General features: G+C 65.1%; 22 protein-coding genes and 1 pseudogene. 13 read left to right on the top strand and 10 right to left on the bottom strand.

Going from position 1 to position 17,970, the window contains the following annotated elements; genetic code table 11:
- Positions 1-84: 84 nt before the first annotated feature.
- A complete protein-coding gene (locus tag KF871_RS03745) occupies positions 85-3,510 on the top strand; it encodes an ATP-binding protein (protein ID WP_291138533.1) in 3,426 nt (1,141 codons plus the stop codon).
- Entirely contained in the window at positions 3,494-4,441 is a 948-nt protein-coding gene (locus KF871_RS03740) for a DNA-binding response regulator (protein ID WP_291138530.1), read from the top strand. Before KF871_RS03745 ends, KF871_RS03740 begins: the two co-directional genes overlap by 17 nt.
- Before the next feature lie 13 nt (positions 4,442-4,454).
- Here the strand turns inward: KF871_RS03740 and KF871_RS03735 are convergent, their stop codons facing one another.
- Positions 4,455-5,204, bottom strand: coding sequence for an SDR family oxidoreductase (locus KF871_RS03735; protein ID WP_291138527.1), 750 nt, complete (start codon positions 5,202-5,204; stop codon positions 4,455-4,457).
- Between the two features lie 82 nt (positions 5,205-5,286).
- Here KF871_RS03735 and KF871_RS03730 point away from each other — a divergent pair, with 82 nt between their 5' ends.
- The 8 genes from KF871_RS03730 (at position 5,287) to KF871_RS03695 (ending at position 10,001) form a co-directional block, all read left to right on the top strand.
- Positions 5,287-6,291 (top strand): LysR family transcriptional regulator, encoded by a 1,005-nt coding sequence (locus tag KF871_RS03730; RefSeq protein ID WP_291138524.1) that lies wholly within the window; start codon positions 5,287-5,289, stop codon positions 6,289-6,291.
- A 102-nt stretch (positions 6,292-6,393) separates the two neighbouring features.
- Positions 6,394-6,804, top strand: coding sequence for a nuclear transport factor 2 family protein (locus KF871_RS03725; RefSeq protein WP_291138521.1), 411 nt, complete (start codon positions 6,394-6,396; stop codon positions 6,802-6,804).
- Positions 6,801-7,277 carry a MerR family transcriptional regulator gene (locus KF871_RS03720; protein ID WP_291138518.1) on the top strand — a complete coding sequence of 159 codons (477 nt, stop codon included), beginning with the start codon at positions 6,801-6,803 and terminating at the stop codon, positions 7,275-7,277. Before KF871_RS03725 ends, KF871_RS03720 begins: the two co-directional genes overlap by 4 nt.
- A gap of 76 nt (positions 7,278-7,353) precedes the next feature.
- On the top strand, positions 7,354-7,746 hold the full coding sequence (locus KF871_RS03715; protein WP_291138514.1) for a hypothetical protein: 393 nt from the start codon (positions 7,354-7,356) through the stop codon (positions 7,744-7,746).
- A 255-nt stretch (positions 7,747-8,001) separates the two neighbouring features.
- Positions 8,002-8,265 (top strand): hypothetical protein, encoded by a 264-nt coding sequence (locus tag KF871_RS03710; RefSeq protein ID WP_291138511.1) that lies wholly within the window; start codon positions 8,002-8,004, stop codon positions 8,263-8,265.
- Positions 8,266-8,367: 102 nt separating this feature from the next.
- A complete protein-coding gene (locus tag KF871_RS03705; RefSeq protein WP_291138508.1) occupies positions 8,368-8,994 on the top strand; it encodes a hypothetical protein in 627 nt (208 codons plus the stop codon).
- Between the two features lie 5 nt (positions 8,995-8,999).
- Entirely contained in the window at positions 9,000-9,158 is a 159-nt protein-coding gene (locus tag KF871_RS03700; RefSeq protein ID WP_291138505.1) for a hypothetical protein, read from the top strand.
- A 219-nt stretch (positions 9,159-9,377) separates the two neighbouring features.
- Positions 9,378-10,001: a hypothetical protein gene (locus KF871_RS03695; protein WP_291138502.1), complete on the top strand. Its 624-nt coding sequence runs from the start codon at positions 9,378-9,380 to the stop codon at positions 9,999-10,001.
- Between the two features lie 5 nt (positions 10,002-10,006).
- On the opposite strand, the pseudogene KF871_RS03690 reads toward KF871_RS03695, so the two are convergent.
- Positions 10,007-10,153: pseudogene (locus KF871_RS03690) on the bottom strand (DDE-type integrase/transposase/recombinase); the annotation flags it as partial.
- Between the two features lie 30 nt (positions 10,154-10,183).
- Between KF871_RS03690 and KF871_RS03685 the strand changes: the two are divergent.
- Positions 10,184-10,381, top strand: coding sequence for a transposase (locus KF871_RS03685; RefSeq protein WP_291138500.1), 198 nt, complete (start codon positions 10,184-10,186; stop codon positions 10,379-10,381).
- Between the two features lie 22 nt (positions 10,382-10,403).
- Here KF871_RS03685 and KF871_RS03680 read toward each other — a convergent pair whose 3' ends face one another.
- Positions 10,404-10,847: a helix-turn-helix transcriptional regulator gene (locus tag KF871_RS03680; protein WP_291138497.1), complete on the bottom strand. Its 444-nt coding sequence runs from the start codon at positions 10,845-10,847 to the stop codon at positions 10,404-10,406.
- A gap of 156 nt (positions 10,848-11,003) precedes the next feature.
- Between KF871_RS03680 and KF871_RS03675 the strand changes: the two genes are divergently transcribed.
- Entirely contained in the window at positions 11,004-11,300 is a 297-nt protein-coding gene (locus KF871_RS03675; protein WP_291138495.1) for a hypothetical protein, read from the top strand.
- A 211-nt stretch (positions 11,301-11,511) separates the two neighbouring features.
- Here the strand turns inward: KF871_RS03675 and KF871_RS18760 are convergent, their stop codons facing one another.
- Positions 11,512-11,916 carry a DUF2314 domain-containing protein gene (locus KF871_RS18760; RefSeq protein WP_367172034.1) on the bottom strand — a complete coding sequence of 135 codons (405 nt, stop codon included), beginning with the start codon at positions 11,914-11,916 and terminating at the stop codon, positions 11,512-11,514.
- 367 nt (positions 11,917-12,283) lie between these two features.
- Here KF871_RS18760 and KF871_RS03670 point away from each other — a divergent pair, with 367 nt between their 5' ends.
- Positions 12,284-13,156, top strand: coding sequence for a pirin family protein (locus KF871_RS03670; protein WP_291138492.1), 873 nt, complete (start codon positions 12,284-12,286; stop codon positions 13,154-13,156).
- Positions 13,157-13,174: 18 nt separating this feature from the next.
- Here KF871_RS03670 and KF871_RS03665 read toward each other — a convergent pair whose 3' ends face one another.
- The 6 genes from KF871_RS03665 to KF871_RS03640 form a co-directional block, all read right to left on the bottom strand.
- Entirely contained in the window at positions 13,175-13,411 is a 237-nt protein-coding gene (locus KF871_RS03665) for a hypothetical protein (protein ID WP_291138489.1), read from the bottom strand.
- 63 nt (positions 13,412-13,474) lie between these two features.
- Entirely contained in the window at positions 13,475-13,945 is a 471-nt protein-coding gene (locus KF871_RS03660; protein ID WP_291138486.1) for a nuclear transport factor 2 family protein, read from the bottom strand.
- Positions 13,946-14,081: 136 nt separating this feature from the next.
- Positions 14,082-14,525, bottom strand: coding sequence for a cyanase (gene cynS / locus KF871_RS03655; protein ID WP_291138483.1), 444 nt, complete (start codon positions 14,523-14,525; stop codon positions 14,082-14,084).
- A 36-nt stretch (positions 14,526-14,561) separates the two neighbouring features.
- Positions 14,562-15,371, bottom strand: a complete 810-nt coding sequence (locus KF871_RS03650) for an ABC transporter ATP-binding protein (RefSeq protein ID WP_291138480.1) — start codon at positions 15,369-15,371, stop codon at positions 14,562-14,564.
- A gap of 49 nt (positions 15,372-15,420) precedes the next feature.
- Entirely contained in the window at positions 15,421-16,287 is an 867-nt protein-coding gene (ntrB, locus tag KF871_RS03645) for a nitrate ABC transporter permease (protein ID WP_291138477.1), read from the bottom strand.
- Between the two features lie 66 nt (positions 16,288-16,353).
- Entirely contained in the window at positions 16,354-17,760 is a 1,407-nt protein-coding gene (locus tag KF871_RS03640) for a CmpA/NrtA family ABC transporter substrate-binding protein (RefSeq protein ID WP_291138474.1), read from the bottom strand.
- Positions 17,761-17,970: the final 210 nt, after the last annotated feature.

The following is a 17,970-nucleotide window of genomic DNA, read 5'->3' as shown; positions in this document are numbered from 1 at the left end:
TTCGCTCCCCGCCAAAACGACCGTTCGACGCATGGCACCCGGCTTCGCTGCGGCCCGGGTACGGTTCTTGATAGGGGTAGGGGCATGGCCCTGCCCGACTCCGCCCAACCCATTGCCGCGCAGAAGATCTTTCGCTTCCGCCGCGAATACAACTCGTGGGTGGCCGACGAGACCATGGAGGACTACGCGCTGCGTTACGCGCCGCGCAGCTTCCGGAAATGGAGCGAGTGGCGCGTGGCCAACACCTCGTTCGGCTCGCTGTCGTTCCTGGCGCTGGAGGCGATCGGCGGCGCCATTGCCGTCAATTACGGCTTCACCAACGCCATGTGGGCCATCCTGGTGGTGGGCCTGATCATTTTTTTCACCGGCCTGCCCATCGCCTACTACGCCGCGCGCCACGGCCTGGACATGGACCTGCTGACCCGGGGCGCGGGCTTTGGCTATCTCGGCTCGACGATCACCTCGCTGATCTACGCGGTGTTCACCTTCATCTTCTTCGCCATCGAGGCGGTGATCATGGCGCTGGCCCTGCAGCTGGCCACCGACTGGCCATTGCCGGTGTGCTACCTGGTTTCGGCGGTGGTGGCGATCCCGCTGGCCATGAAGGGCATCACCCTGATCTCGCGCCTGCAGGTGTGGACGCAGCCGCTGTACCTGTTTCTGCTGCTGCTGCCGTTCGTGTGGATCGCGCTGTCGCAGCCGCAGCTGTACCGCGACTTCACGTCGCTGACCGGCCTGCGCTCGGGCAGCAGCGGGTTCCAGCCGCTGATGTTCGGCGCCGCAGCGGCGGTGATCTTCTCGCTGGTGGTGCAGATCGGCGAGCAGGTGGACTTTCTGCGCTTCATGCCCGAGCGCACCGCGAAGAACCGCGTGCGCTGGTGGCTGGCGGTGCTGATCCCCGGGCCGGGCTGGATCGTCATGGGCATGCTCAAGATGCTGGGCGGCGCCTTCCTGGCCTTTGCCGCCATGCAGTTCGAGGTGCCCACCGAGCGCACGGCCGAGCCCACGCAGATGTTTCTGGCCGGCTTCACCCAGGCGGTGGGCCACCCCGGGCTGGCGGTGCTGATGACGGTGGTGTTCGTGATCCTGGCGCAGATCAAGATCAACGTGACCAACGCCTACGCGGGCTCGCTGGCCTGGAGCAACTTCTTCGCGCGGGTGACGCACAGCCACCCCGGGCGCGTGGTGTGGCTGGTGTTCAACGTGGCCATCGCCACCTTGCTGATGCTGCTGGGCGTGTTCGCCGGCATCGAGAAGGTGCTGGGCGTGTACAGCAACGTCGCCATCGCCTGGGTCGGCGCGCTGGTGGCCGACCTCATCATCAACAAGCCGCTGGGCCTGAGCCCGCGCGGCATCGAGTTCCGCCGCGCCTACCTGTACGACTTCAACCCGGTGGGCATGGGCTCGATGATCATCGCGGCGCTCGTGGCCAGCGTGGCCTACAGCGGCGTGCTGGGCGAGGTGGCCGAGGCCTTCTCACCCTTCATCGCGCTGGGTCTGGCCTTGCTGCTGTCGCCCTTGCTGGCCTGGGCCACCAAGGGCCGCTACTACCTGGCGCGCCAGCCGGCGCAGGACTGGGCGCCCGGCCAGGTGGTGCGCTGCGCCGTGTGCGAGAACCAGTTCGAGTCGGAAGACATGGCCAGCTGCCCGGCCTACCGTGCGCCGATCTGCTCGTTGTGCTGCTCGCTTGAATCGCGCTGCCACGACCGTTGCAAGACCAACGCGCGCGCCATCGACCAGCTGCGCGGCTGGCTGGGCAATGTGTTGCCGCAGGGCCTGGCCGCGCGGGTGAACTTTCGTGCCGGGCAGTTCCTGCTGGTGTGGCTGTCCATCTGCGCCATCGTGGCGCTGCTCATGGGCATGGTCTACGCGCAGGAGAGCCTGCACGGCACCGCGCACGCCTTGCAGTTGCCGCTGCTCAAGATCTACGCCTTTCTGGTGCTGTTCGCGGCGGTGTGCTCGTGGTGGGTGGTGCTCACCACCGACAGCCGCCGCATGGCGCAGGACGAGTCCGAGCGGCAGACGCAGCTGCTCACGCGCGAGATCGAGGCCCACCAGCGCACCGACGCCGAGCTGCAGTCGGCGCGCGATCGCGCCGAGGCCGCCAGCCAGGCCAAGACGCGCTATGTGGCCGGTATGACACACGAGCTGCGCACGCCGCTCACCAGCATCCTGGGTTACGCGCAGATCCTGCTCAAAAACAGCGAGATCTCGGTCTGGGTGCGCGAGACCATCGCCACCATGCAGCGCAGCGGCACGCACATGCACGCGCTCATCGACGGCTCGCTCGACCTCGCGCGCATCGAGGCCGGCCGCCTGCGGCTGGACCCGGTGCCGCTGCCGCTGCAGTCGCTGCTGCAGGACGTGGAGCGCATGGTGCGACCGCAGGCCGAGGCCAAGGGCCTGCGCTTCACCGTCGAGCACAAGGGCGAGCTGCCGGCCTGGGTGCGCGCCGACGCCAAGCGGCTGCGCCAGATTCTCATCAACCTGCTGAGCAATGCGGTGCGCTTCACCGACGAGGGTCAGGTCACGCTGCGGCTGGACTTTCGACAGCAGGTGGCGCGCATCGACGTGGTGGACACCGGCATCGGCATCGCCGAGCAGGACCAGAAGCGCATCTTTCTGCCCTACGAGCGCGGCAGCGCCGGGCGCCGCGCGGCCGACTCGGGCACCGGCCTGGGCCTGACCATCACCCATTTGCTGACCGACATGATGGGCGGCGAGCTGCTGCTCAAGAGTGCGCCGGGCAAGGGCAGCACCTTCTCGCTGCGGCTGTACCTGCCCGCCATCCCCACCGACCCCCAGCACCCGATGGAGATGCCCTCGGCCATGCGCACCATCACCGGCTACCTGGGCGAGCGCCGCACGGTGCTGGTGGTGGACGACCAGGCCCTGCACCGGCAGCTGCTGGCCAGCATCCTGGTGCCGCTGGGCTTTCTGGTGCGCGAGGCCGCCAGTGGCCAGGAGTGCCTGGAGATCATCGAGCAGCACCCGCCCGACATCTTGCTGCTGGACCTGACCATGGACGGCCTGGACGGCTGGCAGACCGCCGAGGCGGTGCGCCGACTGCTGCCGTCGTCGCAGTTGCCGATCGTCTTCGTCTCGGCCAACCTGCTCGACAACCGCCCGCCCGAGTTCGACAACCTCGACTACCAGGGCTTCGTGGCCAAACCGATCAGCGAGTCGGAGCTGCTGGATGCCGTGCGCGACGCGCTGGAGCTGGAATGGGTGACCGAGGCCGCGCTGAGCGCCCCGGCCACCGACACCGGGCGCCTGCGCCGCAGCGGCCTGCCGCTGCCTGCCGCCCTGCGCGAGGAACTGCAGCGCCTGGCGCGCCAGGGCCAGGCCGCGGCGCTGCGCCAGCGCCTGTGGCAGGCCCAGGGTGACGAACCCGCGCACGCCGCCACACTGGCCATGCTGCTGGCCTGCGCCGAGCGCTTCGACTTCCAGACACTGACCGACTACCTGAGAGACACCGAAGAGCATGCCGACGATGACACCCTCGTCTGAGACCCCGACCGCCCCCACCGGCACAACATCGGCCAGTGCGTCCACCGGCGTCGCCCAGCCGGTGATCCTGGTGGTGGACGACTCGCTCGACACCCTGCGCATGCTGGGCGACGCGCTGGTGGCCGAGGGCTACGTGGTGATGGCCGCGCGCGACGCGCAGGAAGCCATCGAACGCTTTGAAGTGGCCATCCCCGACGGTGTGCTGCTGGACGCGGTGATGCCCGGCATGGACGGCTTCGACCTGTGCGAGCGCATCAAGGCCACGCCTGCGTGGTCGCACGTGCCGGTGGTGTTCATGACCGGCCTGTCCGAGAGCGAACAGATCCTGCGCGGCTTTGCCAGTGGCGGCGTGGACTATGTGGTCAAGCCGCTGCGCATCCCCGAGGTGATGGCCCGCCTGGCCACCCACGTGCGCAACGCCCGCGTGGCACGCTTGGCCCAGGAGGCGGTGGACGTGGCCGGCATGGGCACGGTGCTGCTCGACTCGCTGGGCCGCGTGGCCTGGCGTTCGCCCCAGGCCATGGTGTGGCTGGAGCAGGCCTTCGGCACCGACGCCGCCGCACGCGAACGCGCCGCCCAGTGGCTGAGCAAGGCGCGTCGCGAGAGCATGGCCGGCGTCGGCCTGGGCCAGGGGCGGTTGCATGCGCGCAACCTCGGCCAGGGCGGTCTGGGCGAGTCGATGCTGGTGCTCAACCTCGCCCCGGCCGACAACATCAACGCCCAACACCTGCGCGACATCGCCCTCACCCCGCGCGAGACCGAGGTGCTGTCGTGGCTGGCCAAGGGCAAGACCAACCGCGACATCGCCGACATCCTCGGCATGAGCCACCGCACCGTGAACAAGCACCTGGAGCACGTGTTCGAAAAGCTCGGCGTGGAGACGCGCACGGCGGCGGCGGCGATGGCGGGGAAGTTGTTGCCGCAGGCCTGAGCCGCCGCGCACCTCAGAGCTGCGCGATACCACCGTCCACCACGTACTCGGCACCGGTAACGAATGAGGCGTCATTCGAGAGCAGGAAGGCCGCCACCGCCGCCACCTCGTCGGGCCTGCCGAAGCGGCCCAGCGGCACCTGCTGCAACACGGCCTGACCGAACTCGGCCACCGCCGTGGCGGGCATGCCCGTGCGGTCGAAGAAGGCGGTTTCGATGGGGCCGGGGCTCACCGCATTGACTCGGATGTGGCGCGGCGCCAGTTCGCGCGCCAGGACGCGGGTCAGGGTGCGCACTGCGCCCTTGGTGGAGGCGTAGATCGCCATCGAGCCAAAGCCCTTCTCGCGCGCCACCGAGGTGTTGAGCAGCAGCGCGGCGCCGTCGGCCAGCAAGGGCGACAAGGCACGCGCCTGCAGCAACGGGCCACGCACGTTGACCGCGTACTGGGCATCGAACTCCTCGGCCGTCACGTCTTCCAGCGACTGGAAGCGACCAAAGCCGGCATTGAAGAAGGCGCCGTCCAGCTGCGGTGTGATCGCCTGGACGGCCGCGGTCAGGGCCTGTGCGGCGGCGGGGTCGCCCGCGTCGTTGAGCAGGTAGTGGGCGCGCTCGCCCAGCACGCCACGGGCAGCGTCCAGCGACGACGGCCGCGAGCCGGTGACGATGACGTGCGCGCCTTCGTCCGCGAGGCGTTGCGCCGTGGCCAGGCCGATGCCACTGGTGCCACCGGTGACAAGCAGGGTTTTGTGTGTGAAGCGGTTCATGTTCGACGTCCTGTGTGTTGAGGTGCGCCTATGATGGGTTGTCGATCTGAACAAGGAAATTCCGAAAGTGGGCAAAAAGAGTTTGCACAGTCGCACAAGCACGCTGGATTGGAACGACCTGCGCATGGTGCTGGCCGTGGCCCGCGCAGGCAGCCTCAACGGCGCAGCCCGCGACCTCGCGCTGCGTCACTCCACCGTGTTCCGTCGCATCGAAGAGGTCGAGGCGCGCGCCGGCGCCAAGCTCTTCGAGCGCTCGCGCGCCGGGTGGCGGCCCAACCTGCAAGGCGAGGCGGTGGCGGCCGCGGCCGCCGAGATGGAAGCCGCGGCCCTGTCGGCCGAACGCGCCATCAGCGGCTCGGACGCCCGCGTGGAAGGCGTGATCCGCCTGGCCACCAGCGAGATGCTGGCGGGCTACCTGTTGCCAGCGCTGCTGCAGCGCTTTCTGGCGGCGCACCCCGGCGTGGAGATCGAAGCCGACGTGTCCAACCGCGCGGTCGATCTGACGCGGCGCGAAGCCGACCTGGCCTTGCGGGCCACCGCCCGTCCACCCGATTCGATGGTGGGGCGACCGGTCGGGGAGCTGCGCTACGCCATCTACGCCGCGCGCTCGCTGCTGCCGCGCCGCAGCGACGTGCAACCGGTGCTGCAGACCCTGCCGTGGATCGGCTTTGACGAACGCATCGCCTACACCGGCATTGCGCAATGGTTCGTGAAGGCGCTGCCCGAGGTGCGTCCCCGCATGAAGGCCGACTCGCTGCCGGCCATGCTGAAGGCCGGCGCCGCCGGCATCGGCGCGGTCGTGCTGCCGATGTTCGCCGCCGCGCAGGAGCCGGGCCTGGTGCGCATCACCCCGCCAATCGAAGGCCAGTCCATGGGCCTGTGGCTGCTGCACCACCCCGATGTGCGTGGCAACGCGCGCGTGCGCCTACTGATGCAATGGCTGGCTCAGGCGATTCCCGACGAACTGGCGCGCAAGGCCGACAGCGGCAAGACCGTAAGCTGTTTTGCGGATTGCCCGCTGGCGGGCCGCAAAGGGCGCCGGGCCTCGGCCGCACCCACGGCATTCAACCCGCTCGCGCAGGCGTGAGACCCTGGTCGGCAGGGCCACCGCAGCGCCGCCTATTGACATAGAGTGCACTCCAGCTTGCCCAATGGGTGTCCCCGAACCTGTGACGACTGGAGATGCACCATGCAAGCGAACAAAGCCCTCATGCAATCGATTCTTTCAGCGCTCGCCCAGGGCGACGGCCGGCCATTCGTGGACGCCATGGCCGACGACTTCTGCTGGACTTTCAAAAGCATCGGCCCCTGGCGGGGCACGTACCGCGGCAAGCGCGCGGTGCGCGACGAACTGCTCGCGCCCCTGCTGGCGCAATTCGCCGAGCGCTACACCAACACCGCCTCGCGCTTCATTGCGGAGGGCGAGCACGTGGTGGTCGAATGCCAGGGCCGCGTGACCACCAAGGCCGGCCAGCCCTACAACAACCAGTACTGCTACGTCTGCCGCCTGGAAGGCGGGCAACTCAAGGAACTGACCGAGTACATGGACACCGCGCTGGCCGAAGCGGTTCTGACCCCGCCAGAAAGGACAGGCACATGAGCGAGGCGGGTTTGCGCATCGGCGAACTGGCAGCGCGCAGCCAGCGCAGCGTGCACACCATCCGCTGGTACGAGTCGCAAGGGCTGATGCCTGGCGTGGCGCGCGACGCAGCGGGCCGGCGCGTCTACCACCCCATGCACCTGGACTGGCTGGACCTGATGGACCGTCTGCGCTGCACCGGCATGTCCATCGCAGACATGCGCGAGTACACGACGCTGGTGCGGCAGGGCAAAGGCAGCCTGCGCCAACGCAAGGCACTGCTGCAGGCACACAAGGAACGCGCCCAGGCCACCATCGCCCAATGGGTTCAGGCACTCGCCCTCATCGACGGCAAGATCGCCTTCTACGACGAGTGGCTGGCCACAGGCCATGCACCCACCACCCTGCCCCACCAGCACCTGCCCGACCTGCCGCGGGCCAGACCGCCCCACCTTAGCGGGGTGCGCAAAGCGGGCGAGCGTTCGCCGCGGTGAGGTTGATGGGCTGGCGGAGGGGGCTGGGCTAGGATGACTGCCTTCGGCCAGAAGCGGACATAGGGGGTGAGAAGCGATGCTCGATGAGCACACGTGGTGCGAGATTGAAGCGGAGCTCCAAAGTCGAGATGTTCCGATCGCAGTTATGGCGTGCGAGCGACTACACGCTGCAGCCCTGATCGAAGATGCCCCACGCCTTCTCGAACTGCTCAAGCATCCGAACTTTTTTGTTCGAGAAGCAGCCGCTTGGCCTCTGGCTGAATTGCTTGGCCCGCAGGTCATTGCAGAGCTACTTGCTGCGTACCAGCGAGGGTTCGACGAGGGTCTCGACAATGACGGATTCACTGCCGCATTGCTTGAGATACCTGAACTGCACGCTGAAACAAGAGCTGCATTGACGAATTTGATACCGCGAGCGGAAGGGTCCATAAAGGCCCATGCACTTTGGCTCTTGGAGTTCTGCGACTAGATGGGGCACGCCTCCACCTTGCCTATGCCGCCTCCCCTACGGCCCAGCTCGGCCTCAGCAAGCATGGCGGACATCGGCCCGAAGCGGGCGTTTTGGTCAGTGTGGAAGCATTCGCTTTCGGGGGTAGAAGACGTCCGGCGCTGTTAAGTCGGTTGTCACCCCATACGCGCTGGGCGCGAAATCTTCTTCGCGATTGGCTGCTCGCTCCTGTCCTGGAGCATCCTTCTGCTTTTCACGGTCGGCCCGCTGTCGGCCATGGCGGCTTTCGCCGGGGCGCTCGGCCTTCTGTTCATCGCGCACCTGGTGTTCGAGCGTCGCCTCAAAGTCCTGCTGGCCAGTGTCGCGACGGCCGCTACGCAACCCCTGTGGTCGCTGATCACCTGGCTGGACGCGAGCGACACGCGTTCGCCTGAAACCATTGAACAAACCCCGACGCAGAGCAATCTGCTGGGGGCTTTTTCATTGGCGAACTGCAAGCCATTCCATGCGAACGGTTCACCCAACATCTGTACCGAGTAGAGGATCAGATCGAATAGCATGTTCCCCGTGCGAGCAATGCGCGCCCGCTGCGCGCAGCCATTGAGCATAGGGACTCAGTTCACCTACGAAAGGGCCAAATCGATGCCAACCCACCGGTGGGGAATCAAGAGGAGATCGCTACTCTTGGCGGCTGTCCTATCGGGATCGCTCGCGCGCGCACACGCGGCTCAGAAGTACAGCTTTTCCAACCTTGCTTGGGGCGACAACCGAGACCAGGCAGAACAGAAGATCAAGGCCGCCGGCTACAGCCTCGACAAATATTTCGAATTCGACAAGACGAGGGGCAGGTTCGTGGTCGCTTTCAAAGGCGTGATATCCGATCTGCCGTTCACGGGAAGTGCGCAATTTGTAGACTCGCGACTGGTGGGCGTCAGACTGCAGTTTATCCCTAACCCTCTATCAATGGGCGATCAGATTCAGGAGATTGAGAGTCTTGTTAAGCGCAAGTATGGCAAGGGGCGCCATCTGGAGAGAGGTCGCGATGGCAGCATTCGAACGAAGTACGGATGGGGATACTCCCCCGATGAGACGCTGGAGATCACCGTCCTAGATAACAGAGAACTCAAAGCGCGGGTCGTTGAGATCGAATACTCCTCTCCCACGTTAAACCGCCTAGCGCAGCAGGTAAAAGCCGCGGACGAGGCAAGCCAAAGGAAGAAACGGCTCGAAGAGGATGCAAAGAAAGCAAAGGAGAGCGCCAAGTTCTAGCCATCTTGCTTTCGAAGGCCTTCGAACACATTTCGAGCGCCATTTCGCAAGACGCGCAACGGATCGTCAAGCTGGCGATGAAGAACCTGTCGAGCATTGAGCGCGCCGGGTTCGCTGTGGTCGCTGAACACCTGGCCACACGCGAGCAAATCGCGTTCGCCTGAAAACATTGAACAAGCCCCCATGCAGCGCAATCTGCTGGGAGCTTTGTCATTGGCAGGTCGGCGCTTGATGACCGCAGTCCCTGCCTCCATAGGCCTGCGTTAGTATCCCTGCCATCGAGCAGAAGCGGGGCTCCACAATGCGCCCATTGATTCACGATGGCACCCAAGCAGGATTTCGAAGGACTTGGGTAAAACTCAACTCAAGCGGCAACAACCCACATGGCATCAACTCAGGGCAAAGACACGTTTGAGTACTGTGCATTGCGATACCTTCACCAATGGCTGCGTAAGGAGCAGACGCACTATCTGAGAGTTCGCCAGGTCGAGCCGAAGCTTGACTATCTTCGCGCCGCTCTGAGCTACTTCATGATCGCGCGCAATTTCAGGGGACTCGACAAAGAGCCAAGAGCCAGGGTCGTGCGAGGCAAGCTTCTTGAAGTGCGCGCACAAAGCGGCCTTTCTGTTGAACAAAAGGTGTCGGCCCTTGCTCGTTTCTATGAGAAGGCTGGATTTCGATACAACGTCTCTGCAGCCTCAAAGTTGTTGTGGCTCTCCAATCGCAAGCCGATCATCTATGACGCTCGGGCGTTCGACGCGCTCAGAGATGTGTTTGGCCACGAGGGAAGGCGGGGGGACTACGGCGCGTACTGCAAATCCTGGAAGAAGGCATACAAGGAGAACAAGCAAGCCATACTCGATGCGGCAATACGGCTTCCAAAGATTCGGGCATTCTTGCCTGCGGACGCGCCGGATGACGATCGATTGCTTGCCCTGGTTCAAAGACCGTGGTTCACGGAACGCGTCTTCGATATCTATCTCTGGGAGCTTGGCGGAGACGACTAGCCCAGCAGCGCCATGTTGAGCGCCGAGAGCACCAGGTCGGCCGTCATGCGCTCCCCCATGGACCAACCCACCACACGCTGGCTCCACACGTCGATGACCACCGCCAGGTACAGGATCCCTGTCCAGGTGAGCACGTAGGTCATGTCGGCCACAGGCGCATCAGCCGCTGGGAGCATGAGGATGTGCTGGAGGCCGCCCAGCGGTGTCTGGATCGCATGCCAGAGGCCATGCGCGTGCGCAGGCGCACGGTGGAGCACGACTTCGGGACCTTCAAACACTGGATGTGCCACACCCACTTCCTGACCAGGCGACTGGACGGCGTGAGCACGGAGGTGAGCCTGACTGTGCTGGCCTACAACCGTGCCGCATCCGCTGTCTAGTGCGAGCAAGCCGACGTTGAGGTCAGTTGGCGTCGATCACGTTCCACGCCTCGCGCTTACCCATGTTCATCGCCACAAAGTACCGCTCAAGCATTGAAGCGCGCGGACTTACCTGCCCGGACTCCCACTTCCACAAGCTGAGAGAAGAAATGCCGAGGAGTTGCGCCATCTGCGCCTGACTCATCCCTAGAGCCTGGCGCTTCGCCTTTAGTCGATCGGCACTGAAGCTTCGCTTGCGCCCTGGCCTGCTCGTTTCCATTTGCTCAACAGCTTGAGGCGCGGCACGCTTCGCTGCTTTCTGCGCCGAACGGAGCTGAGTGCCGAGCTCTTTGACTGTCCGCTTCAATGAGGCGATTTCAGACCGATGGGCTGTAACGGCCTTGCGAAGTGCCGCAATGTCCTCTCGGACCTCCTTGCGAGCGATGCGCGATATCTCTTGTTTGAGCGTTTGAGCGAGGTTAGGCATGCGACTATGGTACTTCTCATCTCTGACTCAAGGCAGCGCACGTCTGCTTCACAGTACCCAGAGATGCGCGAGGCGCGTCTGGCATACCTGACGCAGCCAGTGTCGGAGGTGATCGAAGGACTAGTCGACCAGTGGAGCACGAATCAAAATCGCCCCATGGACATCGACGGCATTGACGTCAGCGAGCTGCGAAAACACCTGCGTTTGGCCAACGACCTGGTTCTAGCGCATCGAATAGCTAAAGGTCTGAGCCTCGATAGGGAGCGAGTGACTTGGGCGCGCGAGACCATCGAGGAGCGGGTGATGTTCGCCCTATCTGAGGTCGACACCGCGTGCATGCCAGAGGGCTGGTCATGGCAGAAGGCTGCGGAAACGATTGCAGTGCAAGTAGCGCTAGCCATCGTGCATGAGCAAAAGAACGAGCCCAAAGTTGCCGACGATCCACTCACATGATCGTGGCCTGTGGGCGCCTGCCGGTTTGATCTTCCACCTTAACAAGGTGTCTTTGAAACCGGCAGCAGCCCAGACTGACAGCTGGCAGGTTGCTTCGACGATCCAAGGCTCCTGGTTGAGTTTCTGCTTCGGGCCCATCTGCGACACTCCCGACTGGGGAACTGATTGCGGAGAAAACCGAAATGACAGAGGTGTCCTCACGCACGAAGGGCTAGCGTGGCAACGGTGCATAACTTTGCGCACCGATGTGTAGATCAAAGGTTGCCCGCTGATCATGTGGTAGTCGCTCCCTTTGGAGGCGCAGCGAGTAGGCGCCGTGTACAACCCCTTGCTTTCCCACAATCATCCAGTCGCCAACTTCAGTGTCTGGGAGCCACCGACGAGTTCCGACTTTCAGCTGTGGCAATTCGGGAGGAGCCTCGAATACCGCCGCGACAAAACCCGTTTCTTTAGCCTCTTGGACGACGAGCCAAAGCCAAGTGTCTTCGGCATCTGGTATGCGAAATTTAACCAGTGGTGGGTAAGCACCGTCCCCAAGTACCTGAATTAGCTTCCTGAACTCCGGAAGGCTATTCCTCGCCTCCATCGCAGCCAGTTCTAGATCTTTCCCGGGCATGGCCATGAACCTCGGCTGGTCAACCACAGCACCGTTCTTCCCCTGGACCAGCGCCGGTCCTTCAGAAGTGCAGCCTGCAGCGCCAATCGCAAGCGAAACGGCGACCGCTGTGCCAAGTAGTGATGCCTGCATTCCTTGCCCATCCCTATTCAGGTCACGATTACCTAAAGAGCTTCACCGTTCGCGGTAAGAATGTCCGCTTCTGGCCGATGACCGTCATGCTAGCCGAGGCAGCGCCAGGCCCATAGCTGCCAGACGCGCCCACCACCTTCCCCCTTGCCGCACCCGCCCGTGCGGTCAACCCGCGCGCCTGCGGACAAACTCGCCCCCGCCCGCCACAATCGCCGCTCCAACCAAGGAGACCCCCATGCTTGAGACCGTCATCACCGCGCGCGCCGCCGACCTGGGCCATGGGTTGACGGTGCGGCGGGTGCTGCCTTATGCCAAGCGGCGCATGGTGGGGCCGTTCATCTTCTGGGACCACGCGGGGCCGGTGACGCTGCCGGCCGATGCCATCAAGGGCGCGGACGTGCGGCCGCACCCGCACATCGGCCTGGCCACGGTGAGCTACCTGCTCAGTGGCTCGATGACGCACCGCGACAGCCTGGGCACGGTGATGGACATCGAGCCCGGCGACGTGAACTGGATGACCGCGGGCCGGGGCATCAGCCACAGCGAGCGCTTCACGCACCCGCAGTCGTTTGCGGGCGGCGGGCTGGAGCTGATGCAGAGCTGGGTGGCGCTGCCGGCCGAAGACGAGGAGATGGCGCCGGCGTTTGCACATACGGGCAAGGCCGAGCTGCCGACGATCGACGAAGACGGTGTGTGGATGCGGTTGGTGGTGGGTTCGGCCTTTGGCGCGACCAGCCCGGTGGCGACTCGCTCGCCGCTGTTCCATGTGCATGTGCAGGCGCGCGCCGGGGCGCGGGTGCGCCTGCCGGGCGGGCACGCCGAGCAGGCGCTGTACGTGGCCAAGGGTGAAGTCGAGCACGCGGGCCAGGTCTATGTGCCCGGCCAGTTGCTGGTGTTCGGCAACGATGGCGATGCGGCGGTGACCGCGCGCAGCGACGCCACGCTCATGCTCTTTGGTGGCGAGCCGCTGGGCGAGCGCCACATCTGGTGGAACTTTGTGTCCTCGCGCAAGGAGCGCATCGAGCAGGCCAAGGCCGACTGGCAGGCCGGGCGCATGGCGCTGCCGCCGGACGATCACGACGAGTGGATTCCGCTGCCGAAGGCCTAGGCCCCGCGTCTTCGGCGCTTACCAGGGCAGCCCGCTGGCACTGGCCCGCTGCACCCGCTTCTGCCCCCACACCACGCGCAGCTGCTTGCCCTGCTTGACCAGGCCGTCGGCGATCTTGTCGATGATGTACTGGCGCCGCGCCGGGTCGCCGGGCACGTCGAACTCCCAGAGCTGCAGGGAGCCGTCGGGTTGCTCTTCGACCAGGAGGTCGAAGCGGCCGTAGGGATCGCGGTATTTGAGGGTGCGGCAGTACATGGCGGGCTTGCGTGGCAAGCCCCTGAGTCACCGTAGCGCGCGCCCGGTTCCCGCCCGGCGTTCTCAGAGCCCGAGTTCGGTCAACCCGGGGTGGTTGGCCGGGCGCGGGCCCAATGGCCAGTGGAACAGCCGCTCGCTCTCGTGGATGGGTCGGTCGTTGATGCTGGCGTGGCGACGGCTCATGTAGCCGTCGGCGTCGAACTGCCAGTTTTCGTTGCCGTGCGAGCGGTACCAGCGGCCCGAGTCGTCGCGCCATTCGTAGACGAAGCGCACCGCGATGCGGTGCGTGTCAAAGGCCCAGATCTCCTTGATGAGCCGGTAGTCCAGCTCCTGCGCCCACTTGCGCGTGAGGAAGGCGTGCACCTCGGCGCGCCCGGTCGGAAACTCCGCGCGGTTGCGCCAGCGCGTGTCCTCGGTGTAGACGCGCACCACGCGGTCGGGGTCGCGCGTGTTCCACGCGTCCTCGGCCATGCGCACTTTCTGCACCGCCGTCTCGCGCGTGAACGGTGGAATCGGGGGACGTTGATCGGTCATGCGCCAGCACTCCTGCTCAGAAGGGAGCGACGCAACGCAGGAAGGGGAGTTCTCCAGCAGACACCACGGAGCCGGCTTCGCCGGTCCGCCGGTGTCGCCCCCCTCCCAGGGGGGTGGCGCGCAGCGCCGCGGGGGGTCAGTACTGCTTGTACGGCAGGAACTTGCCCGACATCACGATGTTCACGCGGTCACCGTTCGGGTCCTTCTGGCGCTTGAGGTCCATCTTGAAATCGATGGCGCTCATGATGCCGTCGCCGAACTCTTCGTGGATGAGTTCCTTGAAGGTGGTGCCGTAGACGTTGACCAGTTCGTAGAAGCGGTAGATCAGCGGGTCCGTCGGCACGGTGGTGGGCAGCGAGCCCTTGTAGGGCACGACCTGCAGCCACTTCTGCTCTTCCGCGGTGAGGCCGAAGATCTTGCCCAGCACCTTGGCTTGCGCGGGCGTGGCGGTCATCTGACCCAGGCACAGCGCGGTCGTCCATTCCTTGGACTGACCGACCTTCTTCGCGACGTCTTCCCACTTGAGGCCTTTGGAGACCTTGGCGGTGACGATTTTTTCGGTGACTTCGATGCGGCTCATGGTTTGCCTCTTGAACTGTGTTGTGGGTGGGGTGGATCAATGGGCCTTTGCCCGGGTGACGAGGAAATCGACGATGTGGTTGCGCAGTGCGTAATAGCCATCGAGGTGGTGCAGCTGCGTGCGGGTGCGCTCGCGGGGCAAGGGGTTGACCACGACCTCGGCCAGCCCGCCGGGCTTGTAGACGCCATCGGCCTCGCTGCCATTGGTCATGAGCAGGATGCGGTCGGCCAGCAGGATGGCCTCGTCCACGTCGTGCGTGATCATGAACACCGTCTGGTGCGTCTCGCGCACGATGGCCATGAGCTCGTCCTGGATGGTGCCGCGCGTGAGCGCGTCCAACGCGCCGAAGGGCTCGTCGAGCAGCAGCATCTTGGGCTGGATGGCGAAGGCGCGCGCAATGCCCACGCGCTGCTTCATGCCGCCCGAGAGCTGCGAGGGCTTCTTGTCGATGGCGTGCGCCAGGCCAACCATGGCGACGTACTTCTCGACCTGTGCATCGGTCTCGGCCTTGCCCCAATCGGGCCAGCGCGACTTGACCGCGAAGGCGATGTTCTGGCGCACGGTGAGCCAGGGCATGAGCGCGTGGCCCTGGAACACCACACCGCGCTCCAGGCTGGGCCCGGCGATCTCGCGCCCGTCCATGAACGCGTGGCCCGAGCTGGCGGTGTCCAGACCCGCCAGCACGTTGAGGATGGTGGTCTTGCCGCAACCGCTGTGGCCGATGATGCAGACGAACTCGCCCTTGTCGATGCCGAAGCTCACGTCGGCGAACACCGGCTTGTCGGCCTGGTAGGCCTTGCTCAGTTGCTCGATCTGCAGAAAGGCTCGGGAGGTGGTGTCGCTCATGGCGGGGGCTTTCTTCAAGGACGCGCCGGGCGCGCCGAACTGTCGGCTGTCACTCCACATAGGTCACCGCCTTCTGCAGCTGCGCGAACATCAGGTCGAGCAACATGCCGACCACGCCGATCACCAGCACCGCAAAGATCACGTTGGTGAGCGAGAGGTTGTTCCACTCGTTCCAGACGAAGTAACCGATGCCGGTGCCGCCCACGAGCATTTCGGCCGCGACGATGACCAGCCACGCGATGCCCATGCTGATGCGCATGCCGGTGAGGATGGTGGGTGCGGCCGCCGGCAGGATCACGCGCAGGGCCTTGCGCACCGGGTTGACCTCGAGCGTGGCGGCCACGGCCAGCCAGTCGCGCTTGACCGAGGCCACGCCGAAGGCGGTGTTGATCATCATGGGCCAGATGGAGCAGATGAAGATCACGAAGATGCCGCTGACGTTGGAGTCCTTGAGGATGTAGAGCGCCAGCGGCATCCAGGCCAGGGGGCTGATGGGCTTGAGCACTTGCACGAAGGGGTCGAAGGCCTTCTGCATGAGCGGCGACATGCCGATGAGAAAGCCCAGCGGAATGGCCACCAGCATGGCCAGCAGAAAGCCCAGGCCCACGCGGGCCAGCGAGTGCCCGAGCTGGATGCCGATGCCCTTGTCGTTGGGCCCGTTGTCGTAGAACGGGTTGGACAGGTGGCCCCAGCTGGCCTTGGCCACATCGCCCGGGCGCGGGAAGCCGGAGGCCTTGGTGGTGGCGCCGGTGGGGTCCTTGCCCATGAGCTTGGCGTACTCGATCTCCTCCGGCGTGAGGTTGGAGACGGCGGCGCCGCTGTCGCCCGTGCTGGTGCCGAGCTGCCACACGCCCACAAAGACGAACAGCAGCAACAGCGAGACCAGCGCGGCGCGCAAGTGCAGGTTGAGATTCATGGCCAGGGTCCTGATTGACCCACCCGGGCCGGCGCGACGGTGCACGCCCACCCGGGTGGTGGTGCGTCACGCCTTCTTGATGGCGAAGCTGTTGAGGTACTCGACCGGTTTGGCCGGGTCGAACACCTTGCCCATGATGGTGTGCTTCTCGTACGCGGGGCCGGCCTTGAAGTCCTGGCCGAGCTCCTTCATGTACTTGCGCGCATCGGTGATGAGGAACACCTGCTCGGCGATCTGCTTGTAGTTGACGTCGCCCTTGACGTAGCCCCAGCGCTGCATCTGCGTGAGCATCCACACCGCCATGCTCTGCCACGGCATCGGGTCGAAGTCGGCGCGGTCGGGCACGTTCTGGATCTTGCCCAGGCCGTCGGCAAAGCGGCCCGTGAGCACCTGCGCCACCACGGTCTCGGGCTGGTTGAGGTAGGCCTGCGGCGAGATCACCTTGGCAATGAGCTCGCGGTTCTTGGCCTGGCGCGCCATGGCCGCGGCCGTGAGCACCGAGCGGTACAGCGCCGCGAAGGTGTTGGGGTTCTGCTTGATGAACTCGGTGCTGGTGCCGAAGGCGCAGCAGGGGTGGCCGTACCAGAGGTCCTTGGTGAGCACGTGCAGAAAGCCCACCTCGTCGTACACCGCGCGCTGGTTGAACGGATCAGGGCCGAGGTAGCCGTCGATGTTGCCGGCGCGCAGGTTGGCCACCATCTCGGGCGGCGGCACCACGCGGATCTGGATGTCGGTGTCGGGGTTGAGCCCGTGCTCGGCCACGTAGTAGCGCAGCAGGAAGTTGTGCATCGAGAACTCGAACGGCACGGCGAACTTGAAGCCCTTCCACTCCTTCGGGTCGCGCTTGTCCTTGTGCTTGACGTGCAGCGTGATGGCCTGGCCGTTGGTGTTCTGGATGGTGGCCACGTTCATGGGCACGCTGTTGGAGCCCACGCCCATGGAGATGGCCAGCGGCATCGGCGACAGGAAGTGCGTGGCGTCGTACTCCTTGTTGATCATCTTGTCGCGGATGAGCGCCCAGCCTGCGGTCTTGATGACCTCGACGTTGAGGCCTTCGCGTTTGTAGAAGCCCAGGGGGTGGGCCATGATCAGCGGCGTGGCGCAGGTGATCGGGATGAAGCCGATCTTGAGGTTGGTCTTCTCGAGCGACTTCTTCTCTTGCGCCATGGCCTGCAGGCTGGCCACCGGCAGCACACTGGCGATGGCAGCCATGGCCGTGCCCTTGCCCACCGCGCGCAGGAAGCTGCGGCGCACCGCGTCCTGCGGGAACAGCGCCTTGACCAGCGTGGCCTCGATGAACTCGCGGCTGTAGGCCTCGAACTCGCTGGTTTCGCTGCGCTCGCGCAGCGTGGCCGCGGCCTGTGTGGCACTGGCTTCTTCGGCCTGGTGATCGGCCACGGTGTGGTCGCGCCCGCAGCTGCACTTGAGCATCAGGGGCTTGTCGGCGTTGTACGGATCGAAGAATTCGGACATGGCGCACCTCTTGAGTGAAGACGCCATTCCCTTTGCAGATGACGTGCCAGTGGGCATGCCAACGCACGGCCACCGGGGCATTTCGTGCCGGTGCTATCGAGGCCTTGTAGGGGTGGCCCTACAAATGGCGGACCAACGGTGCCTGTGCGCTCTGTGCTGCACGAACGCAAGCAGCAAGGCCCCGACGAGCGGGGCCTTGGGGCGATGGTG

The organism is Hydrogenophaga sp. (assembly GCF_019635465.1).
Classification (GTDB): Bacteria; Pseudomonadota; Gammaproteobacteria; order Burkholderiales; family Burkholderiaceae_C; genus Hydrogenophaga.
Note: the sequence above shows the minus strand (reverse complement) of the source record. Positions and strands in the feature narration are given on the sequence as shown.